Source organism: Paenibacillus mellifer (genome assembly GCF_023195895.1).
GTDB classification, from domain to species: Bacteria; Bacillota; Bacilli; order Paenibacillales; family Paenibacillaceae; genus Fontibacillus; species Fontibacillus mellifer.
This window is the reverse complement of sequence record NZ_JALPRK010000019.1, coordinates 32,468-53,195: the sequence shown is the minus strand read 5'-3', so window position 1 is coordinate 53,195 and position 20,728 is coordinate 32,468. Positions and strand designations below refer to the sequence as shown.

Annotated in this window: 19 protein-coding genes; 18 read left to right on the top strand and 1 reads right to left on the bottom strand. The window is 37.9% G+C overall.

Annotation, left to right across the window (positions count from 1 at the left end; genetic code table 11):
* The first annotated feature begins 2 nt into the window (after positions 1-2).
* From fliS to M0651_RS17845, 9 genes are all read left to right on the top strand, one after another.
* Positions 3-374: a flagellar export chaperone FliS gene (gene fliS, locus M0651_RS17885; RefSeq protein WP_248553094.1), complete on the top strand. Its 372-nt coding sequence runs from the start codon at positions 3-5 to the stop codon at positions 372-374.
* Positions 375-391: 17 nt separating this feature from the next.
* The gene (locus M0651_RS17880; protein WP_248553093.1) at positions 392-733 is read left to right on the top strand and encodes a hypothetical protein; all 342 of its coding nucleotides are present in this window, start codon (positions 392-394) and stop codon (positions 731-733) included.
* A 138-nt stretch (positions 734-871) separates the two neighbouring features.
* Positions 872-2,743, top strand: a complete 1,872-nt coding sequence (locus tag M0651_RS17875) for a motility associated factor glycosyltransferase family protein (RefSeq protein WP_248553092.1) — start codon at positions 872-874, stop codon at positions 2,741-2,743.
* Between the two features lie 34 nt (positions 2,744-2,777).
* Positions 2,778-3,776, top strand: a complete 999-nt coding sequence (locus M0651_RS17870; RefSeq protein WP_248553091.1) for a UDP-N-acetylglucosamine 4,6-dehydratase family protein — start codon at positions 2,778-2,780, stop codon at positions 3,774-3,776.
* A gap of 37 nt (positions 3,777-3,813) precedes the next feature.
* Positions 3,814-4,926 carry a class I SAM-dependent methyltransferase gene (locus M0651_RS17865; RefSeq protein ID WP_248553090.1) on the top strand — a complete coding sequence of 371 codons (1,113 nt, stop codon included), beginning with the start codon at positions 3,814-3,816 and terminating at the stop codon, positions 4,924-4,926.
* 15 nt (positions 4,927-4,941) lie between these two features.
* Entirely contained in the window at positions 4,942-7,269 is a 2,328-nt protein-coding gene (locus M0651_RS17860) for a glycosyltransferase (RefSeq protein ID WP_248553089.1), read from the top strand.
* Between the two features lie 18 nt (positions 7,270-7,287).
* The gene (locus M0651_RS17855; protein WP_248553088.1) at positions 7,288-9,324 is read left to right on the top strand and encodes a glycoside hydrolase family 99-like domain-containing protein; all 2,037 of its coding nucleotides are present in this window, start codon (positions 7,288-7,290) and stop codon (positions 9,322-9,324) included.
* A gap of 17 nt (positions 9,325-9,341) precedes the next feature.
* The gene (locus tag M0651_RS17850) at positions 9,342-10,061 is read left to right on the top strand and encodes a class I SAM-dependent methyltransferase (RefSeq protein WP_248553087.1); all 720 of its coding nucleotides are present in this window, start codon (positions 9,342-9,344) and stop codon (positions 10,059-10,061) included.
* A gap of 31 nt (positions 10,062-10,092) precedes the next feature.
* The gene (locus M0651_RS17845) at positions 10,093-10,830 is read left to right on the top strand and encodes a class I SAM-dependent methyltransferase (protein ID WP_248553086.1); all 738 of its coding nucleotides are present in this window, start codon (positions 10,093-10,095) and stop codon (positions 10,828-10,830) included.
* Between the two features lie 56 nt (positions 10,831-10,886).
* Here the strand turns inward: M0651_RS17845 and M0651_RS17840 are convergent, their stop codons facing one another.
* Entirely contained in the window at positions 10,887-11,675 is a 789-nt protein-coding gene (locus M0651_RS17840) for a class I SAM-dependent methyltransferase (RefSeq protein ID WP_248553085.1), read from the bottom strand.
* 128 nt (positions 11,676-11,803) lie between these two features.
* Here M0651_RS17840 and M0651_RS17835 point away from each other — a divergent pair, with 128 nt between their 5' ends.
* From M0651_RS17835 to M0651_RS17795, 9 genes are all read left to right on the top strand, one after another.
* Positions 11,804-12,958, top strand: coding sequence for a glycosyltransferase (locus M0651_RS17835; RefSeq protein WP_248553084.1), 1,155 nt, complete (start codon positions 11,804-11,806; stop codon positions 12,956-12,958).
* A gap of 31 nt (positions 12,959-12,989) precedes the next feature.
* Entirely contained in the window at positions 12,990-14,174 is a 1,185-nt protein-coding gene (locus tag M0651_RS17830) for a glycosyltransferase (protein ID WP_248553083.1), read from the top strand.
* Positions 14,175-14,191: 17 nt separating this feature from the next.
* Positions 14,192-14,728, top strand: coding sequence for a UDP-4-amino-4,6-dideoxy-N-acetyl-beta-L-altrosamine N-acetyltransferase (gene pseH, locus M0651_RS17825; RefSeq protein WP_248553082.1), 537 nt, complete (start codon positions 14,192-14,194; stop codon positions 14,726-14,728).
* A 94-nt stretch (positions 14,729-14,822) separates the two neighbouring features.
* Positions 14,823-15,065, top strand: coding sequence for an acyl carrier protein (locus M0651_RS17820; protein WP_248553081.1), 243 nt, complete (start codon positions 14,823-14,825; stop codon positions 15,063-15,065).
* Positions 15,065-16,525 (top strand): class I adenylate-forming enzyme family protein, encoded by a 1,461-nt coding sequence (locus tag M0651_RS17815; protein WP_248553080.1) that lies wholly within the window; start codon positions 15,065-15,067, stop codon positions 16,523-16,525. Before M0651_RS17820 ends, M0651_RS17815 begins: the two co-directional genes overlap by 1 nt.
* Entirely contained in the window at positions 16,522-17,601 is a 1,080-nt protein-coding gene (locus M0651_RS17810; RefSeq protein ID WP_248553079.1) for an iron-containing alcohol dehydrogenase, read from the top strand. Before M0651_RS17815 ends, M0651_RS17810 begins: the two co-directional genes overlap by 4 nt.
* Positions 17,594-18,718, top strand: coding sequence for a LuxE/PaaK family acyltransferase (locus M0651_RS17805; protein ID WP_248553078.1), 1,125 nt, complete (start codon positions 17,594-17,596; stop codon positions 18,716-18,718). The genes M0651_RS17810 and M0651_RS17805 overlap by 8 nt, the downstream gene beginning before the upstream one ends.
* Positions 18,715-19,470, top strand: a complete 756-nt coding sequence (locus M0651_RS17800; RefSeq protein ID WP_248553077.1) for a GNAT family N-acetyltransferase — start codon at positions 18,715-18,717, stop codon at positions 19,468-19,470. The genes M0651_RS17805 and M0651_RS17800 overlap by 4 nt, the downstream gene beginning before the upstream one ends.
* Positions 19,464-20,726, top strand: a complete 1,263-nt coding sequence (locus tag M0651_RS17795) for an acyl-CoA reductase (protein WP_248553076.1) — start codon at positions 19,464-19,466, stop codon at positions 20,724-20,726. Before M0651_RS17800 ends, M0651_RS17795 begins: the two co-directional genes overlap by 7 nt.
* Positions 20,727-20,728: the final 2 nt, after the last annotated feature.

The window sequence follows — 20,728 nt, the reverse complement described above, 5'->3', positions numbered from 1 at the left end:
AATTGTTAACATCCCCCTATGACAAATATAGAGAGACCCAGACTCAAACAGCCAATTCATCCAAACTGTTACTGATGCTGTATGAAGGAGCAATCCGTTTTGTAAAACTGGGTATTGAGGGTATTGATCATAGAGATATGGAAAAGGCTAATAATAACTTGATTAAAGCGCAGGCTATTATTAATGAATTAATCGCTTCGCTTAATTTTGATTATGCGATAGCCAAGGATTTAATAAAAGTTTATGACTATTTACTTCATAAACTGATTCAGGCTAACCTTTCAAAGGATAAAGGATACGCTGAAGAGGTCTTAGGTTATTTAGTGGACTTGAAAGAAACATGGGTAGAGGCAAGTCGTTTGGCAAACATGTAATTGAAGGGAATTCCCAAATGATAGATGAGTGTTTAAAGGAGCTTGTAGAAATTACCGAGAATTTTGTATCACATTTAGCAGAAGTTAATCAAGAGGAAGTAGAGCTACTCATAGAGAGACGTCAACATATATGTGACAAGCTTTTTTCAGAGAGTAATCACATTGAAGGATTAAATGATATCCAAAAAAGTTTGTTGTCCAACATTTTGTCTGCTGACAAATTAATTTTGCCTAAAATGTATGAACTGCGAAATGATGCTAGTGAGTGGCTTGAACGAAATAATCAGATAAAACGACAAAAAGCAGCATACCTCTCATCCTATGCAGTTGACAGCTTTTTTATAGATAAAAAAAACTGATTATAAGAATGCCGGGAAACACTCTGTGGAGATGTTTCCTAGGCTTTTTTATTATATTCCATCTATTGGTTATCAATGATCAAATGAAACTAACCGATATAATAAATAGAGTCAAAGGAAAACGAACGGAGATACTAAATGGATTACTTAAACTCAAACTTGAAATTACTTAGTGAAAAATACGGCCATATTTATCATTTATTACAAAGCCAGGTTGATATGAGATTAGAGAAAAGATTGGTTATGGACAATGGGCTTGGGAATGTTGTTCTTTTTCCTGGAACATCTGAGGAATATTATTTATATGAAAAGGAGGATACACTTCTCAATTTCGCCTCATGGATTCAGTCCTTGGAGCCGCAGTTGCTTCAACATGACCATGTATTGTTATTTGGTCTTGGCTTAGGATATCATTTAAGACTACTCCTTGAACACTATCCTAATAAGTGGATTTATGTTTATGAGCCAAATATCAATATGTTTAAAACATCTTTAAAGTCAGAGAATTTCATAGGATTACTAGATCACCCTAACGTAAAGGCTCTTGCAGTAGGTTCATCATTAGAGCAAAAACGTCAATTGATTTACCCGATTTGTTCATTAGCTCAAGGTAGTTGCGCTTTTACTGGGATACCTTCGTATACAAAGCATCAAGCAAGGGAAATTCAATACTTTAAAGATGACATTCCTTCACTAGTTGAGGAATATAGGGTGAATCAGAATACGTTGATACAGTTTAAAGACGTATGGATGCGAAACAGACTGAATCATTTGGCAACTAATCTAATTACTCCTTCACTTTCAAAAATGAAAGGATTATTTTCTGGATTTTCAGCAGTAATTGTTGGTTCTGGCCCATCTCTACAATTGGATATAGATTCAATAGCTAAATTAAAAGATAAATGTCTAATCATTGCTGCTGGTTCTAGTGTTCAAGCTCTCCTACATCAAGGAATAAGCCCACATATAGTTGTCACTGTAGATGGAGGAGATGTTATGGAGAATATCTTTCTTACTCCCGAATCTTTGAGTATCCCTATGATATATACTCCGACAACGAATTATAAAGTAACAGATAAAGTCGATGCACTGAAAGTTCATGCATTTACGGACACAGATCCAATAACTAATTATTTCATGGTAGAAGAGGATGATACACCTGTATTTCGGTCACTTGCATCTGTAACTGGTGTTGCTATACAAGCAGCCATTTACTTGGGATGTGAGCTTATCATTTTTGCCGGTCAAGACTTTTCTTTCCCTCAAGAGAAACATTATTCAGAAGGTGTAGAGCACATTGAATCGCAACATACTCAAGCTACAGTAGCTAGTGCAAGTTTGTTGGTTGAAAACGTGAGTGAAGGTTGGAATCGAACGACTCTTCCTTATAAAGTTCTGCAAAAAAAGGTGGAAGAAGTAATATCATGGTATCCGAATACTCGTTTTATTAATACTTCGAAGATAGGAGCCAAAATTGTTGGTACTGAATGGGCGACAGTTGAACAACTGGATATGATTTTGGTCCCTAGCTTGAAGACTTCCTCCGAATTCATACTAAACAAGCTGAACAACGTGAGTTTTCCAAATAACTCATTACGAACCAAGCAAGTAACTGCAAGAATATCAAATATGTCCGAGGATTTGCGATCGATCTCAAAGGGGCTTAAAGACATAAAGAATCAGTTAAGGAAGCTTCCTGAATTAAGTCGAAGGAATCCTATAAGGTGTTCGAATAGCATGGCAACAATTGAAGAGATGTGGTCTTCTATTGTAAATGGTAAATCGTTTAATACACTAATCGAGCCATTGATCCCGGCTGAACTGCAGTTTTTTGACAACCACTTATCGCTTATTGTTGAGGAACAAAATATGATTCAGAAGTCAAAGTATTTTGAAATGTATCTGGGGAAGTTAGTAGAAGAAATCATTGCTGCAATTCAAAAACTTGAAATCCTTCTTATTGATGCGATTCATCGGCTTAATAGAGTTTTGACTGCTGCTGAGGTGTAACATTAATATATGTTGAAGAGATAAGGTGATTAGTGTGAGCTTTTACAAAGATAAGAAAATTCTTATTACTGGTGGAACCGGTACCATCGGCTTTCACCTGACAAAACGTTTGCTGGCGGACAACCCCAAAGTTATCCGAATCTTCAGTCGAGATGAATTTAAACAGTTTGAAATGGCTCAAGAATTTCAAGAATATGCGACCCAATTGCGGTTTTTAATAGGTGACGTGAGGGACCAAGGACGTTTGATTCGTGCCATGGAAGGCATTGATTATGTATTCCATTGTGCTGCAATGAAACATGTGCCGGCTTGTGAGTACAACCCGTTTGAGGCGGTTCAAACCAATGTAGTAGGAACGCAGAACGTTATTCAGGCGGCCATTACAAATGGTGTTAAGAAAGTGCTTTTTACAAGCACGGATAAGGCAATATCGCCAACAAACACGTATGGTGCAACTAAGCTTACTGCTGAACGGCTTATCTCTGCTGCAGAATATCAGAAAGGGCCTAAATCCACGACATTTTCTTCCGTAAGATTTGGAAATGTGATGGGATCACGGGGATCTGTGATTCCGCTTTTTAAGAAGCAGATCTTGGAGAAGGGTATGATCACGATAACTGATCCAGATATGTTAAGGTATATGATGACACCTAAACAGGCTATAGAACTTATCTTGAAAGCTAATGAACTGGCCCAAGGTGGGGAAGTATTCGTTCTTAAAATGCCGGTAGTCCGTCTAGGAGACTTGGCTAATGTAATAATTGAGCTGGTTGCTCAAGAAGATAGGCCAAAAGTACAGGTGGTAAGTATAGGTGTTCGACCCGGTGAAAAGAGGTTTGAGGAATTGATGACAATAGAAGAAACCTTAGTTGCCATAGAGACAGATAGTATGTTTGTTATTCCTTCAGCTTTTAAGAGCAATAATCAACTGTATGTAAGTCAAACTAGAAACAAAGATACAGTTCACCATAAACAGCCTATAGATATATCAACTTTATGCCAATGGATAGTTGAAGAAAAAATAATATTATAGAGTAGTAGTTACTTTAATACAAAGATGGGGGATTATAATGGATTTCACAGGAGAAAGGCATATCCCAGACATGTCTGACAAACTTACTGAGTTCGAACATCTATCCAGATATCAGGCTGTTAAGGATATGGTAAACGGAAAGAAAGTATTGGATGCTGCATGTGGAGAAGGTTATGGGTCTTTTTTACTTTCAACAAGTGCAACTGAAGTTATAGGTATTGATATTAGTAAAGAGTCGATTGACCATGCTAAGAAAAAGTACCGTGCTGATAATTTGTTGTTTCTTCAGGCTTCAGTAGATGATATGCCAATTGCTAATGAATCTCTAGATATCGTTGTTTCATTTGAAACCATTGAGCATGTCGAGGAGGAAATACAAAGGAAGTTTTTACAAGAGGTTGTACGTATTTTAAATAGAACGGGAAGATTTGTTATTTCTACACCTGATAAGTCCTTCTATTCAGATGAAAGAAATTATCAAAATCCATTTCATAAGAAGGAATTCTATAAGGAGGAGTTTATAGGGTTATTGAAGGAGTATTTTGGAGTTGTTGAGTTATTTTATCAGAGACAAGAGGTGTCAATGGTAATAGCAAACGAATCAAAAGAGGTTGTAAATCATATATATTCTGATAATTTTAAACAGAATGAAATGGGTATGTATCTGATAGCAGTGTGTAGTGAAGTTTCTAGCTCTGATGATAATATTTCCCTTATTTCAACTGGTAATCCTAATAGCCAACTTTTAAACTACTTTGGTATGTTGGATGAAATTAATTTGTACAAAAAAGAGCTAGGGAAATTACTATCCCTTAGTCGCTCAATACAGATCGATTATTTGTTACAGTTTCTTAAGTATATAAGTGAGGATAAAGGAATTTATATATGGGGAACAGGAAGTTCATCCAATAACACTTATTATTCTCTTGAAGAAGAAGGATATAAAATACATGGTTTCATTGATAGCAATCAAAAGACATGGGGGACATTGTTTTTTGATCGCAAGGTTTACTCGCCTGACAGCATAAAAAAATTAGACAAAAAGTGTTTTATTATTATTGGCACCTCTTATTACCAAGATGTTGAATTGTATTTAAAATCAATTGGATATATTAAGGGAGAAGATTACATCTTAGGATTGGTTATGTAGTTTGGAGGCGAGTGAATGTTTAAAGTTTTCATTTTTGGTACAGGTCAGGGAGCGGAAAAGGTTCTAGATACTATTAATTTTGATCATGTTGAAGTAATTGGTTACCTGGATAATAACGAAACTAAGGTAGGATTAAAGCATAACGGCGCAATGGTTCTATCGCCGTTTGAAGGAATCAAAAAAGAATATGACTATATTATAATTGGTAGCCAGTATATCACAGAAATTTACACTCAACTAAGAGAAATAGGTGTGAAGGAAGATAGGATTATTGGCTTTTTTAACCTTTATTCAGATGGTAATTTAGATGATATTTTAGGAAAAGGCATATTTATTAATGAAAAATTAATGGAATTGGATCAGACGAGAATGTTAGACCTTTCCTTTTTAGATATATCTGTCGACAACTTGATAAACGGTGAAGAAAAAATTATTTATGTAACACACGATATGAATTTTAATGGAGCTCAACTTCTTTCACTAAATATAATAACTGTACTTAGGGAACATTTTAGAATGAATGTGGAAATCATCAGTCAATCAGGTGGAATTTTACACGATCAATTCAAGAAACTTGGGAATATTTACAATGTTGAAGACTTTAAAGGTAACATTGCAAGTTTAAATCAACATATAGTTGCTCTTAAAAATGCGGGTTATGAAAAGGCAATTTGTAACACTGTAATAAGTGGGAACCTTTCCAAATATCTTAAATCATCCGGAATTGAGGTCATTACGTTAATCCATGAATTACCAGGTGTTATTAAAAAATATAAAGCAGAATCAAGACTGGCTGATGCGGTTCAATATTCGGATAAGATTGTATTTCCCTCGAGGTACGTCTATGACAAATTGAAATCTTTAGTTAACCTAAATGAGCAAAAAGTTATCATTAGACCTCAGGGTTTATATAAACTTAATAAATATAAAGGAAATAAATTAGAAGCGAGAAAAGAACTTAGAGGTCGGCTTGGCTTAGCCCCGGATTCAGAAATTGTTTTAGGAGTAGGTTATGGAGACGAAAGAAAGGGAGTTGACCTTTTTTCTCAAGTAGCAACTTATGTTAAGCAAAAACGTGATAATATTCATTTTATTTGGGTTGGTGGATTAGACGAACAGTTTATATCCGAGATACCTGACACTTTGCTGGGAAATGTGATGTTTATAGGTCAGACGGACCCGAATATTTTTTATGCCGGAGCAGATACATATTTATTAACCTCGCGTGAGGATCCGTTCCCTTCGGTAGTAATTGAATCGATGAATGTGGGGTTACCGGTAATTTCTTTTGAAGGTACAGGTGGATTTGAAGATATTTTGAATGAAAAAACAGGAATTATCGTTAGGTCCTTCGATATTAAAGAGATGGGTGAAAAAACTATCGAGCTACTCAAAAACCCATGTGAGTTATTATCTAAATCTAATGCATCGATGACTTTAATTGAAAGAGACTTTATGTTCCTAGACTATATATATGATTTGTTGGGTTTACTAAGTTTAAATTATAAAAAAGTTAGCGTAGTCGTGCCGAATTATAATTATGCTCACTATCTTGAAGCTAGAATCAATTCGATTCTGAAACAGACCTATCCAATATATGAATTGATATGTCTTGATGATTGTTCTGTAGATGACAGCGTTGGTGTGTTAAATAGATTATTAATGCAAAACAATTCTAGATATCTTAATATGAAAATGATTCAAAGTGAGGAAAACTCTGGTTCCGTTTTCAAACAATGGTTGAAAGGTTTGGAGGCTGTCCGAGGTGATTTTGTCTGGATCGCGGAAGCAGATGATCTAAGTAAAGAAATTTTCTTGGAAAAGGTCCTTCAAGGGTTTGAGAGAGATGATGAGGTAGTCTTAGCGTATTCACAATCTTATCAAATTGACGAAAATAGTTACATTTTGGCGGATGATTATTGTGAATATACATTGGATATAAGCCAGGACAAGTGGAGAAAAGACTATATTAGAGTTGGAGTGGAAGAGATTAAAGATACTCTTGTTGTTAAAAATACAATTCCTAATGTTTCAGCGGTTGTTTTTAAAAATTCGACAGATATAGTAAGCATTTCGAATAACTTGATTCAATACAAGATTGCCGGAGATTGGTATTTCTATATTAATCTATTAATGCGTGGGAAAATATATTATTGCTCCGAATCTTTAAATTACCATCGTAGACACACTGATAGTGTTACAAGAAGAGAAAACAGCTTGATTCATTTTGATGAAATTATCCACATTCAACAATATATTCTAAGTCTTTATGATGTTAATAAGGATATTTTAAAAAAAGTGTTTGCATATAGGGAGTATGTCAGATCTTATTTGAAAATATAAAGAATTGGGGCCGTTTCGATGAAGACCATTGCATTTTATCTTCCGCAGTATCATCCAATTCAACAGAATAATGAGTGGTGGGGTAAAGGATTTACAGAGTGGACTAATGTCTCTAAAGCAAGACCATTATATAGTGGACATTATCAACCCCACATTCCAGCGGATTTGGGGTTTTACGACCTGAGATTACCTGAAACGAGAACTGCTCAAGCGGAACTTGCTAAGACATATGGAATAGATGCTTTTTGTTATTACCATTATTGGTTTAATGGTAGAATGCTTCTAGAACGTCCATTTAATGAGGTATTATCGAGTGGGGAACCAGATCTCCCATTCTGCCTTTGTTGGGCCAATGAAAATTGGACTAGGCGTTGGGATGGCAGAGAATTAAATGTGTTAATGGAACAAGATTATCAGAGTTATGATCCTAAAGAGCATATAAAATGGCTGGCCCAAGCCTTTCTGGATGATCGATATTTAAAGATCGACGGGAAACCACTTTTCTTAATTTATAAAGCCAGTGAGATTCCAAACCTCAAAGATCTTATTTGTACATGGAGGCGGGAAATTAGAGAGTTCGGTTTGGAAGATATACATTTATGTTGTGCCGATAACTCGCAACATATGACACGGAAGGAGTATTTTAATCTTGGCTTTGATTCGGTATATGAATTTACACCTAACTTTAGTGATTTACCTAAGGGGGTAGCAAATTCAAGTGTACCAGGATTAAATGTTTATGATTACAAAAAAATAGTTCAAAGGGAACTAGAAAAAGAAATAAACGAAAACGAACTTGTTTTTCCCTGTGTATTCCCAAGCTGGGATAACACTGCCCGTCGCAAAAACAATGCAACAGTTATTCAGAATGAAGATCCTAATGTCTATGGTAATTGGCTAAAACACTGTATTAACCGGGTCTCTAAGTACAAACCTTCTGAGCAGATTGTCTTTATAAACGCTTGGAATGAATGGGGAGAGGGATGTCATTTAGAACCTGATTTAGAAAACGGACATGTGTTTTTAGAAGTGACAAGGCAAGTACTACAAAATGAGTTTGATGAAACTCAGCTAATAGAAAACGACAAACTAAAACTCATAGAATCAGACTTGCTATGGGATGATGAACCTCCTTTAATTTATTTTAATATTCAACGTCCTGTATATTTATGGGGTGCTGGAAGCTATGGGATAAAAATTTTACAGATGTTAAGTGGGAGTAGCATAAAAATAAAGGGATTTGTTGATAGTCAGGCAAAGAATCACACGAAATTAGTTGAGTCATTACCCGTCATATCTCCTAATGAATTAATAAATAGAAGGCAACTTGGCGAAAATCCTTTTATTTTAATTACATCTAGTTATTACGAACAGATTGCTCCCATTTTAAATGATTTCGGTTTTACATTTAATGAGGACTATTCCTTAGCATTACCCAATATGATAATAAATTATGATTATATTGGAGGCAGCGCTAATGTTGTATTGGAACAAGGGCTTCGTCAAGTTTGCAATGTTTGCGGATATGATCAATTTATACCCGAAGGAGATAATAAAGTATCGTATACTTGTGCGAACTGTAATTCAACCTCCAATGAACGGATGATTGTCGAGTTATTGGCGGAAGAGATAGGTATAAGTAGCAAACCGCTTGCCGAATGGGTTCCAAGAAAAAATCAAAAGATAACATGTTTGTATCCTGTTAGTCCTAGGTTAAAAACTATCCTCGAACTGAATTTCCAAATGCAGTACATTACAGAGGAGAATATTTCGAATTATTTAGATTTTTCGATGAGGAGCCATTTTATCATACATTCAGTTAAGTCACCGATTCATCATAAGTTTGTTGAAGAGATATACAGGCACATGCGTAATAAGGGGAAATTGCTATTATTGTTGGACCAGTTAGTTGACCAGATAGAATTAAAAAAAGAAACAAAGCAACTGTTAGAAAGTCATAAATTTAAAGTATATACAGTTCAACGTGATTATAAAAGGTATAAGACGGGAGAACAACTAGTTCTAATCGGCGAGAAATTGATTGATATTTTCTAATTAGGAGAAGTCTACTTATGGAGAATATGAAGCCTCGGAATTATGGGTATTGTGTTATTTGCGAAAAAGATACCGAATTTATTGAAGAAAATCCTTGGTTAAGAGATCATTATTTATGTACTTCTTGTAAATCCATACCTAGGCAAAGAGCCCTTATAAATACCTTGAACGAGTTTTATCCAGAGTGGAAAACCATGGATATTTATGAGTCGTCTCCATGCGGACCAGCTTCAAAGTTTCTGAAAACTAAAAATGACCAATACGTATCTTCGCATTTATTTTCTGAAGACTTACCTTCTGGCAGTTATGTTAAAGGGATACGAAATGAGAATTTGGAAAGAATGTCGTTTGGTGATGTGTCTTTTGATCTTGTCATCACTCAAGATGTATTTGAGCACGTAATGGAACCGGACAAAGCATTTAATGAAATCTCAAGAATATTGAGACCTGGAGGGGCTCACGTTTTCACTATGCCTTGGTATTCTGATTTGGAGAAAACGAGAAGAAGAGCGAAGAAAATGAATGGGGAAATTATTTATTTAGAAGAACCCCAATATCACGGTAATCCTGTCGATGCAAAAGGCTCTCTAGTAACTTTTGATTGGGGGAGAGATTTTACAGATTTTATATTTGAACATTCTAATATGCAGACATTGATTTACCTTGTGAAGGATAAATACCTTGGTCTGGATGCTGAATTTTTGCATGTTTTTGTCAGTCGAAAAAAAGAGACTTAGACCAATAACCTTTAATGTGAGGAGTATATTAATGGCAGACATAAGACAAAATCTTGAATGGTGGAAAGGTTATGATTGGACGTCTCAAGGAGAAAGTTGGAGTGCTGCTTGGGGGGGATCCGATGCACAGTTTTTCGCGTCGATATTACCTCGGATAAGAATGTATATTCCTTCAAAGAATATTTTAGAAATTGCTCCTGGTTTCGGAAGGTGGACTCAATACTTAATTAATTTCTCTGATGAATATACAGGGATAGATTTAAATGAAGAGTGTGTAACCCATTGTAAAAATAGGTTTTCAAATTCTGGATCTGATGTTAATTTTTATGCGAATGATGGAAAGAGCCTAGCTAATATTAAGGATGACTCTGTAGATTTTGTTTTTTCATTCGATTCACTAGTCCATGCCAATGCTGAGGTATTAGAGGCGTATTTGGAACAGTTAAAGAATAAGTTCACGACAGAAGGGGTTGGATTTTTTCATCACTCTAATTTAGGCTCCTTTCCTGAAAGAGGTGACTCCACATCTAATCATTATAGGGATGAAGTTGTAACCTCAGATCTATTTAAAACGATTTGTGAGAGACATGGTCTTGTGTGCATTTCACAAGAAGTTATTAATTGGGGTGGAGACAAACTGATTGATTGCTTATCTGTATTCACAATGCCAAGTTCTTCTTATAAAAAAGATTATGCGTATATAGAAAACAACAAGTTTATGGAGGAAGCAAGTTATATTAGGGAACTCTCATCAATTTATAGGAGATAATAATTGAAAAGGGGAAGCGGGCCGAGGCTCCCCTTATTTGGTTTAATGGAACTAATCTATAATGATCTTACTTTTTTTGACGCAAAAACTATAGAATTGTAACGATAATAATAAATTGCCTCAGTTTTCAAGTATTCTTCATATGATTCATCAACATTAGTTATTTCGCTTGGTGAATAAAAGTTATGAACCATGAATTTCTCTGTTTCCATTCCATATTGGTCAATAAACTTGCAGATGTCGTTTCCCCAATCAGTACAAACAAGGGCACCATCTTGCCTTAATGGATCCCCATGAAAGACTTTAGGCAAATTACTTCTTGATATTGTTGGCTTTTGTTCATGGATAGGGACAGTAAAAATGTGATAACCACCCATCATCAAAACGCGATTGATTTCAGAGAACGCTTTTGTTGGATTGTTTACGTGTTCTAAAACATCCTGTGAAATAACAAGATCGAAGCTATTGCTTTTATATGTTAAGTTTTCCAAATCGTTACTCATTACTCCATATTCGTTTGAATATCCAGGTGCTACACTGTCTATATATTCGAAACAGCTATATCCCGGTAATTCACATAGAACTCTGTTTATAGGTCCTAAAGATTGTGCCTCTAGTATATTAACACTATTGAGTGTGCCCAGTGATTCGGATAAAGAACATGACTTGCCAGTAATTTTATTAACAATAATTTTCGCTGTATCAGAATTTCTAATAGATGCACCACATTTACTGCAAGTAGCTTCTCTTAGGAGGGTTGCACCCTCTGGAATGCTAAAGTTAGAATGGTTGCCACAAATGTAGCAATTTTCTTGTAGAATAATCATTTCAAGCCCTTCCTCCATGTAAAAGTCTTCTTTATAGTTATTTTAATAGTATAACTAAATTTGAAGTGGACTTATATTAAAAAAATAATAATTATCCAGAAAAACTATTTTGATAAAATGTTTTAAGTTGTTAAGGGGATAACTCAATGAAAATAAGCACAATAACACCAGTTTACAATAATGAGTCCTTTTTGGATGAATGTATACTAAGTTTATTGAACCAAACATATTTGGACAGTGAGTTTATTTTTATAGATGATGGAAGCAGTGATCGTTCATCAGAAATATTAAGGAAATATGAACACAATTCAAACATAAAAGTGATTTATAAACAAGAAAATAAAGGGATTGCGGCCGCATATCAGGATGCTATTAGAATTGCATCGGGGGATGTACTCGCATTATTAGATGCAGATGATGTATCAATGCCCGATAGACTAGCTTTAACTGTAGAAGAGTTTATTAGGGATGAAGATTTAGGTATTGTTTATTCTAAAATGGATTTAATTGATGGTAAAGGAAAGTCATTCGATTTATCTCTTTGCCTCCCTAGGTATTTAAATAATAAAAACCTGTTCATGCAACTATTTCGTAGAGGTTTTTTTACTGGGTCGGGTATGTCCATTCGGAATGTTCCTGCTCTAAAAACAAATCTAGATATAATATGTTGTGATTACTATTTTTCATTGCAATTAGCCGACCAAGGGTTTCATTTTTCTTATATTGATAAGTCTCTCACTAAATATAGAATTCATAAAGGCAATACCTCTAGTCAATCCACGCGCTTACTTAGTGATCTGGTAAAAGCACAAAGCCCATATTCATATTCTTACTTGTTTGATAAGTGGCAAACGTTGGGCCATTCTTTAATTGAAATTTATACTACTTTCGGAATCAACTCATACTATTTTCATAAGGATTTGGAGTTGGCGGAGCAATACTTTGATAGGGTTATTGGCCTTGGAGGGAATTTAGAGTCGTATTTTTACTTAGGGAATATCTCTTTTTCACTAGGGAAGGTAGAAAAGGCATATAAATATTTTAAATTTGCTTACGAAATAGCTCCCGAGCATTTTCAAACAGTTCATAATTTTGGAATATTAAAGGAGGTTTATGATAGAAAAAATAATGAAGCTACAGATTTACTTCAAAAGGCAAAAAAGATGCAGCCTTACTATAATTTGATTTCTAAAAATATTCACTACCTCAATTCCGGTGAAATAAGTGCTCTCAAATTAATACATTTTCTTTCTGACGAGGATGCTGTTATAAATAGTTATTGTCGGATGATTGTAAATTAAAGGTAGGTACATCTGAGTGAGGAGGATTGGGATGAATTATTCCGTCGCGGTAGTGGTACCTGTCTATAATGCAGAGGAATTCATTATTGATACATTAGAAAGTTTATCAAATCAAACACACGGTTTTAAAGAAATTATCGTTGTAGATGATCATAGCACGGATTCTACCCTTCAATTAATTAAAGACTATGTAAAGCAGAGTAAAAGGTCTGATATTTTTTTGATCGAAAACAAACAAAATAGAGGGGTTTCATATTCCAGAAATAAAGGAACTGAAATGATTACATCTGATTGGATTATGTTTTTTGATGCAGATGATATAGCTGAGCCCGATTTGGTTCGAACCATGATTCAACAGTATGTAGACTACACATGTTCTCGCTCGGAGAAATATGTGTTGATTCATAGTGCATATAGACAAATGAATGATAAAGGTATAGTGTCTGAACTTGTAACAAGATTTAAGCAAGTTGATCCCAGCGAAATATTAGGTTATGAGTTGGTTAGAAACTATGTTTATTTGTCTGGAACTATGGTCAAACGAGAGGCGTTTTTGGAATGTGGCGGCTTTAATGAAAAAATGAGATACTGCGAGGATTGGGACTTGTGGATAAAATTAGCGGCATTTGGCGGCTTTGTATATATCGATGAGCCATTGGTTCGAATACGGCGCCATAGCAAAAATGTGTCAAAAAATATTGAAGTAATATTAAAAAGTGAAAAAGAAGTTATTTCAAAGTATTCATTAGGTTACATTGAAAAGGCGATTAATAATAGAAAACTTCCATCCGAAAGAAACGTTATGGATTATGTAAATATGTTATATAGATTTGATTATTGGGATGAAGGTCTTAAGAAAATTTTAAAATTCACAGAACAAAACAGAACTTACTCACCGGCTTTCTTTCTGAAAGGACTCTATTATATTCATCACCATCTAATTGATGAGGCTCTAGAGTGTTTTAAAGAAGCTATTCGATTAAATTCGGCTGATGCAGCTAGTTATAATAACCTGGGAGTCTGCCTGTGCTTAAAAGGACATCATTCAGAAGCGATGGAGTATTTTCGATGTGCTTTAAACCTTGTAGAAGGGTATATGGATTGTGCACATAATCTAAGATTATTGGATAAGTTTGCTGAGAGTGAGCTATTATTAGGTGATTTCAAAATTACCTGGAGAGAATTGAGGCCTGTATTGTTGAGGTACGAAAATTGAAATAGGGGTTTTCTATTATGTTGAAGTTTATTAGGATGCAGGAGAAGCATCTAGAATTAATTCTTAAGTGGAGGACACAACCTGAGATAACAAAATATATGTTTTCAGATATTGAGTATAATTACTATAGACAGTTGGAGTGGTATAAAACAATAAAGAATGATGCTAATGAAAGATATTGGCTTATTGAGATGGATAGTCGATTGATTGGTTTAGTATCTTTGAATAGCATAAACTGGAAGGACCGTAGGTGTTATTGGGGCTTCTATATAGGTGAAGAGAGCGCAAGAATTTATGGTGGGTTAATCGTGCCTTATATTTTCAGATTTGTCTTTGAGGAATTAAGATTCAAAAAAATTATGGGTGAAATAATGGAGGGGAATGAAAAGGTTAAGCAGATGCAATTGATTCAGGGATGTAGACAGGTTGGAGTGTTGAAAGAACATGTATATAAATATAATAAGTTTCATGATGTATATTTGTTAGAGATGCTGGATTCTGATTGGATAAATTTAAAGAATAGATACGGCAATTGTATAGCAGAGTTTGAATAGATAATGAAAACTGTTATTTACAAGTTGAAATAATAGCAATTAATTCGAAGCTATAAGGTATGACTTTGGAAAACTAATTTTAGGAGGTCTTCTGATGACAAACGCAAACGACAAACTCAAATTATTACTAACCGACATTTTCATGATGGAAGAAGAACTGTATCTTGATGAGAACGGACCGGAGCAAATTGAAGGCTGGGATAGCTTGGCTACCGTCTCGATGGCGGTTGCGCTGCAGCAAGAGTTTGGGCACCACATGACAATTGAAGAGGTTTCCGAGATCCATACGATCGGTGATATTAAAGAGTATCTTCGTTCTAAAGGTGTTGAACTGTAATGTTAATTATAGATGAACTGGAACGGCGTGCCTCAGATTCGCCAGAACGCCCATTTATCTTCACCGATGAGCGGGAATGGAAGTACGCCGATTTTGTTCATGAGGTACGCTGCTACGCCTCCTATTTGAAAAGTAAATATGATATGCACGCTGGCGATCGGGTGATCCTTTGTTTTCCAAATGAGGTCGAATACTTGATTGCCTATTTTGCTTGCTGGTATCTGGGAGCAGCTGTACTGCCCGTAGATTTTGACGTCCGGGAACAAAGCTTGGAGTCGATCAGTAAGGATGCAAGCCCTAAGTTAATTGTCTATAGCCGGAAAAGAGCTTCAGTAATCAGCATTCATGGTGTAGCGAGTGAAGTTTTCCCTACATGCGACAAGTATCAGGATCAATCACCGTTAAATCGTGAGAAAGTTCCAGGGGACGCTGTTGCTCTTATTATGTACACGAGTGGTACTACGGGGAGCCCAAAAGGGGTTATATTAAATCATTCAACGGTTTCGTATACGGCTAGAATGATTGTCGGGTGGGCGGAGATGAAGTCGGACAATTGCGAGGCTACGGTACTCCGTTTGACGCACTCTTTCGGCTTGGGGCATGTTCATTGCGCTATCCTGCTTGGTTCGAGCTTATATCTTCTGGATTCGCTTCGCGAACCGCAGAAATTAATAAAAACGATTGAGGAATACAGCATCACTAGTATACCAGCGACCCCGGCGATGATTCATTTATTGCTTACTTATCATAAACAACAATTTCAACATGCAGCTCGTAAACTGCAATTTATCATTATTAATACGAATCCGATCTCAAGTGATCTCGTCCAAGAGTTGCTGAATTTACTCCCTGAGACGCGGATTTATATGTATTATGGTCTTACGGAAGCCAGCCGCACAACCTATATTGCTTATCGAGAATGTCCGGATAAGCTGGAGAGTGTAGGTAAACCGCCGGTTGGCGTGGAAATCAGGCTTGCTTCGCATTCTAATGAAGTTCAAATCAAAGGTAAAAATGTGATGAGCGGTTATTTGGGTGATCCGAATAGTTTTACTAAAGACGGTTGGTTTGCTACTGGAGATATCGGAAACTTAGATGAAGATGGATTTCTCTACATCACAGGTCGTATTAAAGAACAAATCAATATGGATGGGCTGAAAATTAATGCTATTGAAGTAGAGCGTGTTATAAACAGACATCCTCAAGTAAAAGAGTGCATTGTTTTTGGCGTATCGGACCCCGTTACATTTGAGAAAGTGGTCGCGGCAATTATCGTGGAGAAGGTTCCAGATCAACCGCGCGCCTTGTATTCAGATATCAAGAGATGGTGCAAACAACATCTTGAACTGCATCAAATTCCACGGGACTTTCAAATATGGAGTGAACTTCCGAAAACGGATAGCGGTAAGCCAAAACGGCTGGAGGCTAGAAGACGTTGGGAGAACGGAGGTGGAGCATGAACGAATTAGTGTGGCCAACCATTATAGAGGGCACTGGGATTCTGAAGGATGCAATAAATAGATACTCTGATGCCGTATGGTGTGTTTCTCCATCGCTGATGGAGTACTTTAAGGAAAGTGACATTTCTTCTGACCAGATCGTTACGGCTAAAGAAGCAGACCTTGTGAGATTAAATGAGTTACATGAGTTGATATCGAAGTCTGCACCGTCTACTATTGTAGCCTTGGGTGGCGGTAAAGCGATAGACCTGGCAAAACTGGCGGCAAGATACGAAAAAGTGGAAGACCCTTCACTTTGGGGGAATAAGGTTGGTTTGCTTCAATATCAGCGTACTCGCTCTGTGACACTTATTGCTATTCCCTCCACGGCAGGATCAGGAAGCGAAACCAGCGAGACAGCAGTGATAACCGTAAATGGCCGTAAAACCCCGATTCACTCCGATAATTTGAGGCCTGATCTTGTATTGCTGGATCCTAACCTCATTTATCATGCTCCTCCCCGTGTGCTTTGGAACGGCCTATGGGACACTTTCGTACATGCGCTGGAGAGTTCGTTGTCTCCGATTTCTAGTGCCGATACTTTAGCGCATTCATTGGAGGTTTTTCGCAGTTCAAAGGAAATGATCGATCACTCGATGCGGAAAAGCTCAATCAAGGAGCAATTTCCCGCTTCTGCAGCTCAATGGAATAGTCTTCGTGCAGGTAAAGCACAGAGTAAGGCTTCGGTTGGTTTGGCTCATGCCTTGGCCCATCAATCGGAGCATTCCAATCAATGGCATGGGGAGGCTTGTGCCCGCGTTCTAGCGAATGTATTGGCCAAAAACGCGGAGAAGGCAGAAGCCAAAATAACCAAGTTGGCCGCAACAGCCGGGTTTGCGTCCGTTGAACAGCTAATGGATTGGACTGGAAGCGCAGTCGATCAAAGCGTGGGTGCGTTTATACCTAATCGTTTCTCAGAGGATGAGATGGGGCAGGTTCTTTCGCGGATTATGAAGGATCCTTGCTTCAGAACCAACCCCGTCTTTTGGACAAAGTCGGAGCTTTCGATTTGGTTAGAGGAGTGGTTTTATGAGTAAACAGGCGCCGAGCCCTTTTACAAATCATCATGATGCCTATTCTATGGGACAAGAAGGAAAGGAAGTATGGCTTTTGAATGGAATGCGGCAACTTACCGAATGGCATCGGGAGAGATGTATGGAATATGACCGTTTTTTGCTTAGTAGCGGAGCGGATAATAACCATATTCAGCGGTTGGACCAATTGCCTTACTTGCCGACTTCGATCTTCAAAAAATTCGATTTACTAAGTGTCGACCCGGAGCAACATCCAAAGCTAAAAACAGTTCAGTCGAGCAGTACTTCTTCAGGAGTACCTTCCCGGATCTTTCAGGATGAAGCGACTTCTTACCGTCAAAAGAAATCGGTCCAGTCCATTTTCGACAGTTTTCTTGGAACGGAACGGCGGCCGTATATCATTTTTGATGCTATGGAAACAGCTAGAGGGAAGAACAGCATGTCCGCTCGCGGAGCGGCAATTATGTCCCTTATGGGGTATGCCAGCCGATTTTACTTCGTTATGGATCTCTGTGATGGACAACTAGTTCTTAATGAGGAACGATTAATTGAAGCTGTAGAGGCTGCAAAAGAATCTGGGGATTTCATCGCTTACGGATTTACTTATATTTTGTATCAGGCTCATGAAATGCTGCAACGTCAAGGACATTCCTTTGAGGGATTTGGGAATCAAACTTTCCTAATTCATAGCGGGGGATGGAAAACACTTCAAAATATTGCAGTGGATAAGGGCTCTTTTAATGATGCCGTATCTTCTGTATGGAATATATCTCCCGAACAAGTTATTGATTTTTACGGTTTGGTTGAACAGACAGGCGTCATTTATCCGGATTGTCCTTATGGGAACAAACATGTTCCTTATTATGCGGATGTCATTATTCGTGACCCGCATACCTTACAAGCCTTGCCGACCGGCGAGGTTGGTCTGATTCAACTGATGAACCTGTTGCCTTTAGCTAGCCCGAATCATTCCGTCATCACGGATGATATGGGGAAGATCGTGGGTGTGGATGATTGCCCTTGCGGCCGAAAAGGAAAGGCATTTCAATTTGCGGGACGCGCGCCTAAAGCGGAGGTTCGTGGCTGTGGTGATGTTTATGCGGAGGAACAAGGGAAATGAAGATTCGTTCTTACGCATCCGGAGATTTGATAGGAATCGAAAGATTGTTTGCGGATAGAGAATTGCCGTTTGATAAAGAACTATTTTTGTGGAAAAAGAAGGCTCCTAACGTGTTCTCTTGGGTTGGAGAACAAGACGGTACGCTGGCAGCTCATTATAGCATTATCGAAATGCCAATGTTTCCGGGGTTTCGAACAGGCTTTGCAGTGGACGGCATTTTTGCAAAGGAGACCTCTCAGGTTCCTAATATTGCTAAGATGCTAAATCATGCATTGCAAGAGACTCGAGGGGCTGGAATTGATATAGTCATTGGAGTTCCCAATAAAAGAATGGGACCCGTAAAGAGATTGTTGGGTTGGTCTACGGCGCCGACTTACAGATGGGAGATTTCGTGCGGAGCGCAACTCGTCACTAAGGCAGCGTCACGATTTCAAGATTCACTTTCCGGTTATGATGATTGGCGTTTGACGAAAGGGCCAAGGAAATACGGAATGGATCCGGAAGGAAATCTAATCGTGTCTGAAGAGATGCGGTATGAAGGAGCTCCTTATCTTATAAGATATAATCTATCGAAATGGCCGGTAATAGGAGAGCGATATTCCTTCTCCTATCTTCGTAAACAACCAGGTAATAGTTCCCCTGATATAGAACCGTTGTATGTTCTTCAGAACAAGGCATCCAGCGACACGTCATTGGAATGGCCTGATATATGGCCCCTGGAAACGTTGGAAGGAGTGGTACTGGGATGGTAATCCGCTATCACAGTTGTACTAGTAGTGTCGTGCAAGAGCTTTCACTCGAACAGTTCACCGCGAAACTAACTGATATTGCAGAACAAGCGAGGCCTATCCGGAATCTGTCTATGGATGAAATGATTCAAGCGTTATACGGCGTATATCAAGCATGGGCTATGCCCTCGCATCCTATGTACCATAAATATAAGAATGCCGGTTTAGCTTATCTATTGGCGTTTCTTCATCCCGAATCCATAAAAAAGCTGTTATCTAGGGGCCTTCGTAGCGAATTTGTATTGGATCGGACTTCGGAAGCAGGGGGATTTAAAGGGATTGCTGTTCCGAAGGGCATTGTTGGTCATTGGGTTGCGGGTAATGTTCCGCTATTAAGTTTGATTTCGGTTCTACAAGCGCTATTAACGAAAAATGTTTCTATCGTGAAGTTAAGTTCGAAGCAGGAGGACTGGATTTCTCCGTTTCTGCATTCACTTGCGGGCACGGGGGAAGCAGGACGCGTAATGGCGGAAGCCGTCTCTGTATTTTCCTTTCCGGGAGAATGGGATGAACCGAATGCCGCTATGGGCGCGCATTGCGATGTCCGAATTGCTTGGGGAGGGCAAGAAGCAGTGCGGTCCGTAGCGGGTTTGAAAGGGAAGGATGAATCAAACACGCTCATTTTTGGACCTAAATATAGTTGCTCTGTCATTGATCCGCTACTGATGTCAGAACAGGATTGGATCAGTTTAGCTAGAGACACCGTGTTGTTTCAGCAACTGGCGTGTTCATCGCCGCATGCCGTTATAGTAAAGGGCAGAGCAAATGAGATAAGGGAAATAGCATCGCAGCTGGAGAATGCTTTCAACAAAATTACGCACCTTCCGTATTATGAGCCTTTAGAAGCGGGAGAATCCGTAAAATTGCTTGAATATAGAGCAGCTGCTTTGATGAACGGAGAGAAAATAAAGTCATCCGGGGGCACCGAATGGACGATTCATTCGCATGAACGGCTTCAGCCGTTAAGCGGGCAGGGAATGCGTATCATACATGTTTACCCTTGTGATCATTGGAATGAACTGGTGAAGTATTTACCTTCATCGATTCAGACGATTTCGCATCGTTTGGATGCTGACTCTTTGGAGGCGTTGGTCCATGCCTCGAAGTATAGTGGAGTATCCAGGTTTGTTTCTGTGGGGAATGCGCACACTTATGACATTCCTTGGGACGGTATGCTTGTCCTTGATCAGTTGGTTCGCTGGATAAGAGTATATGGATAGCA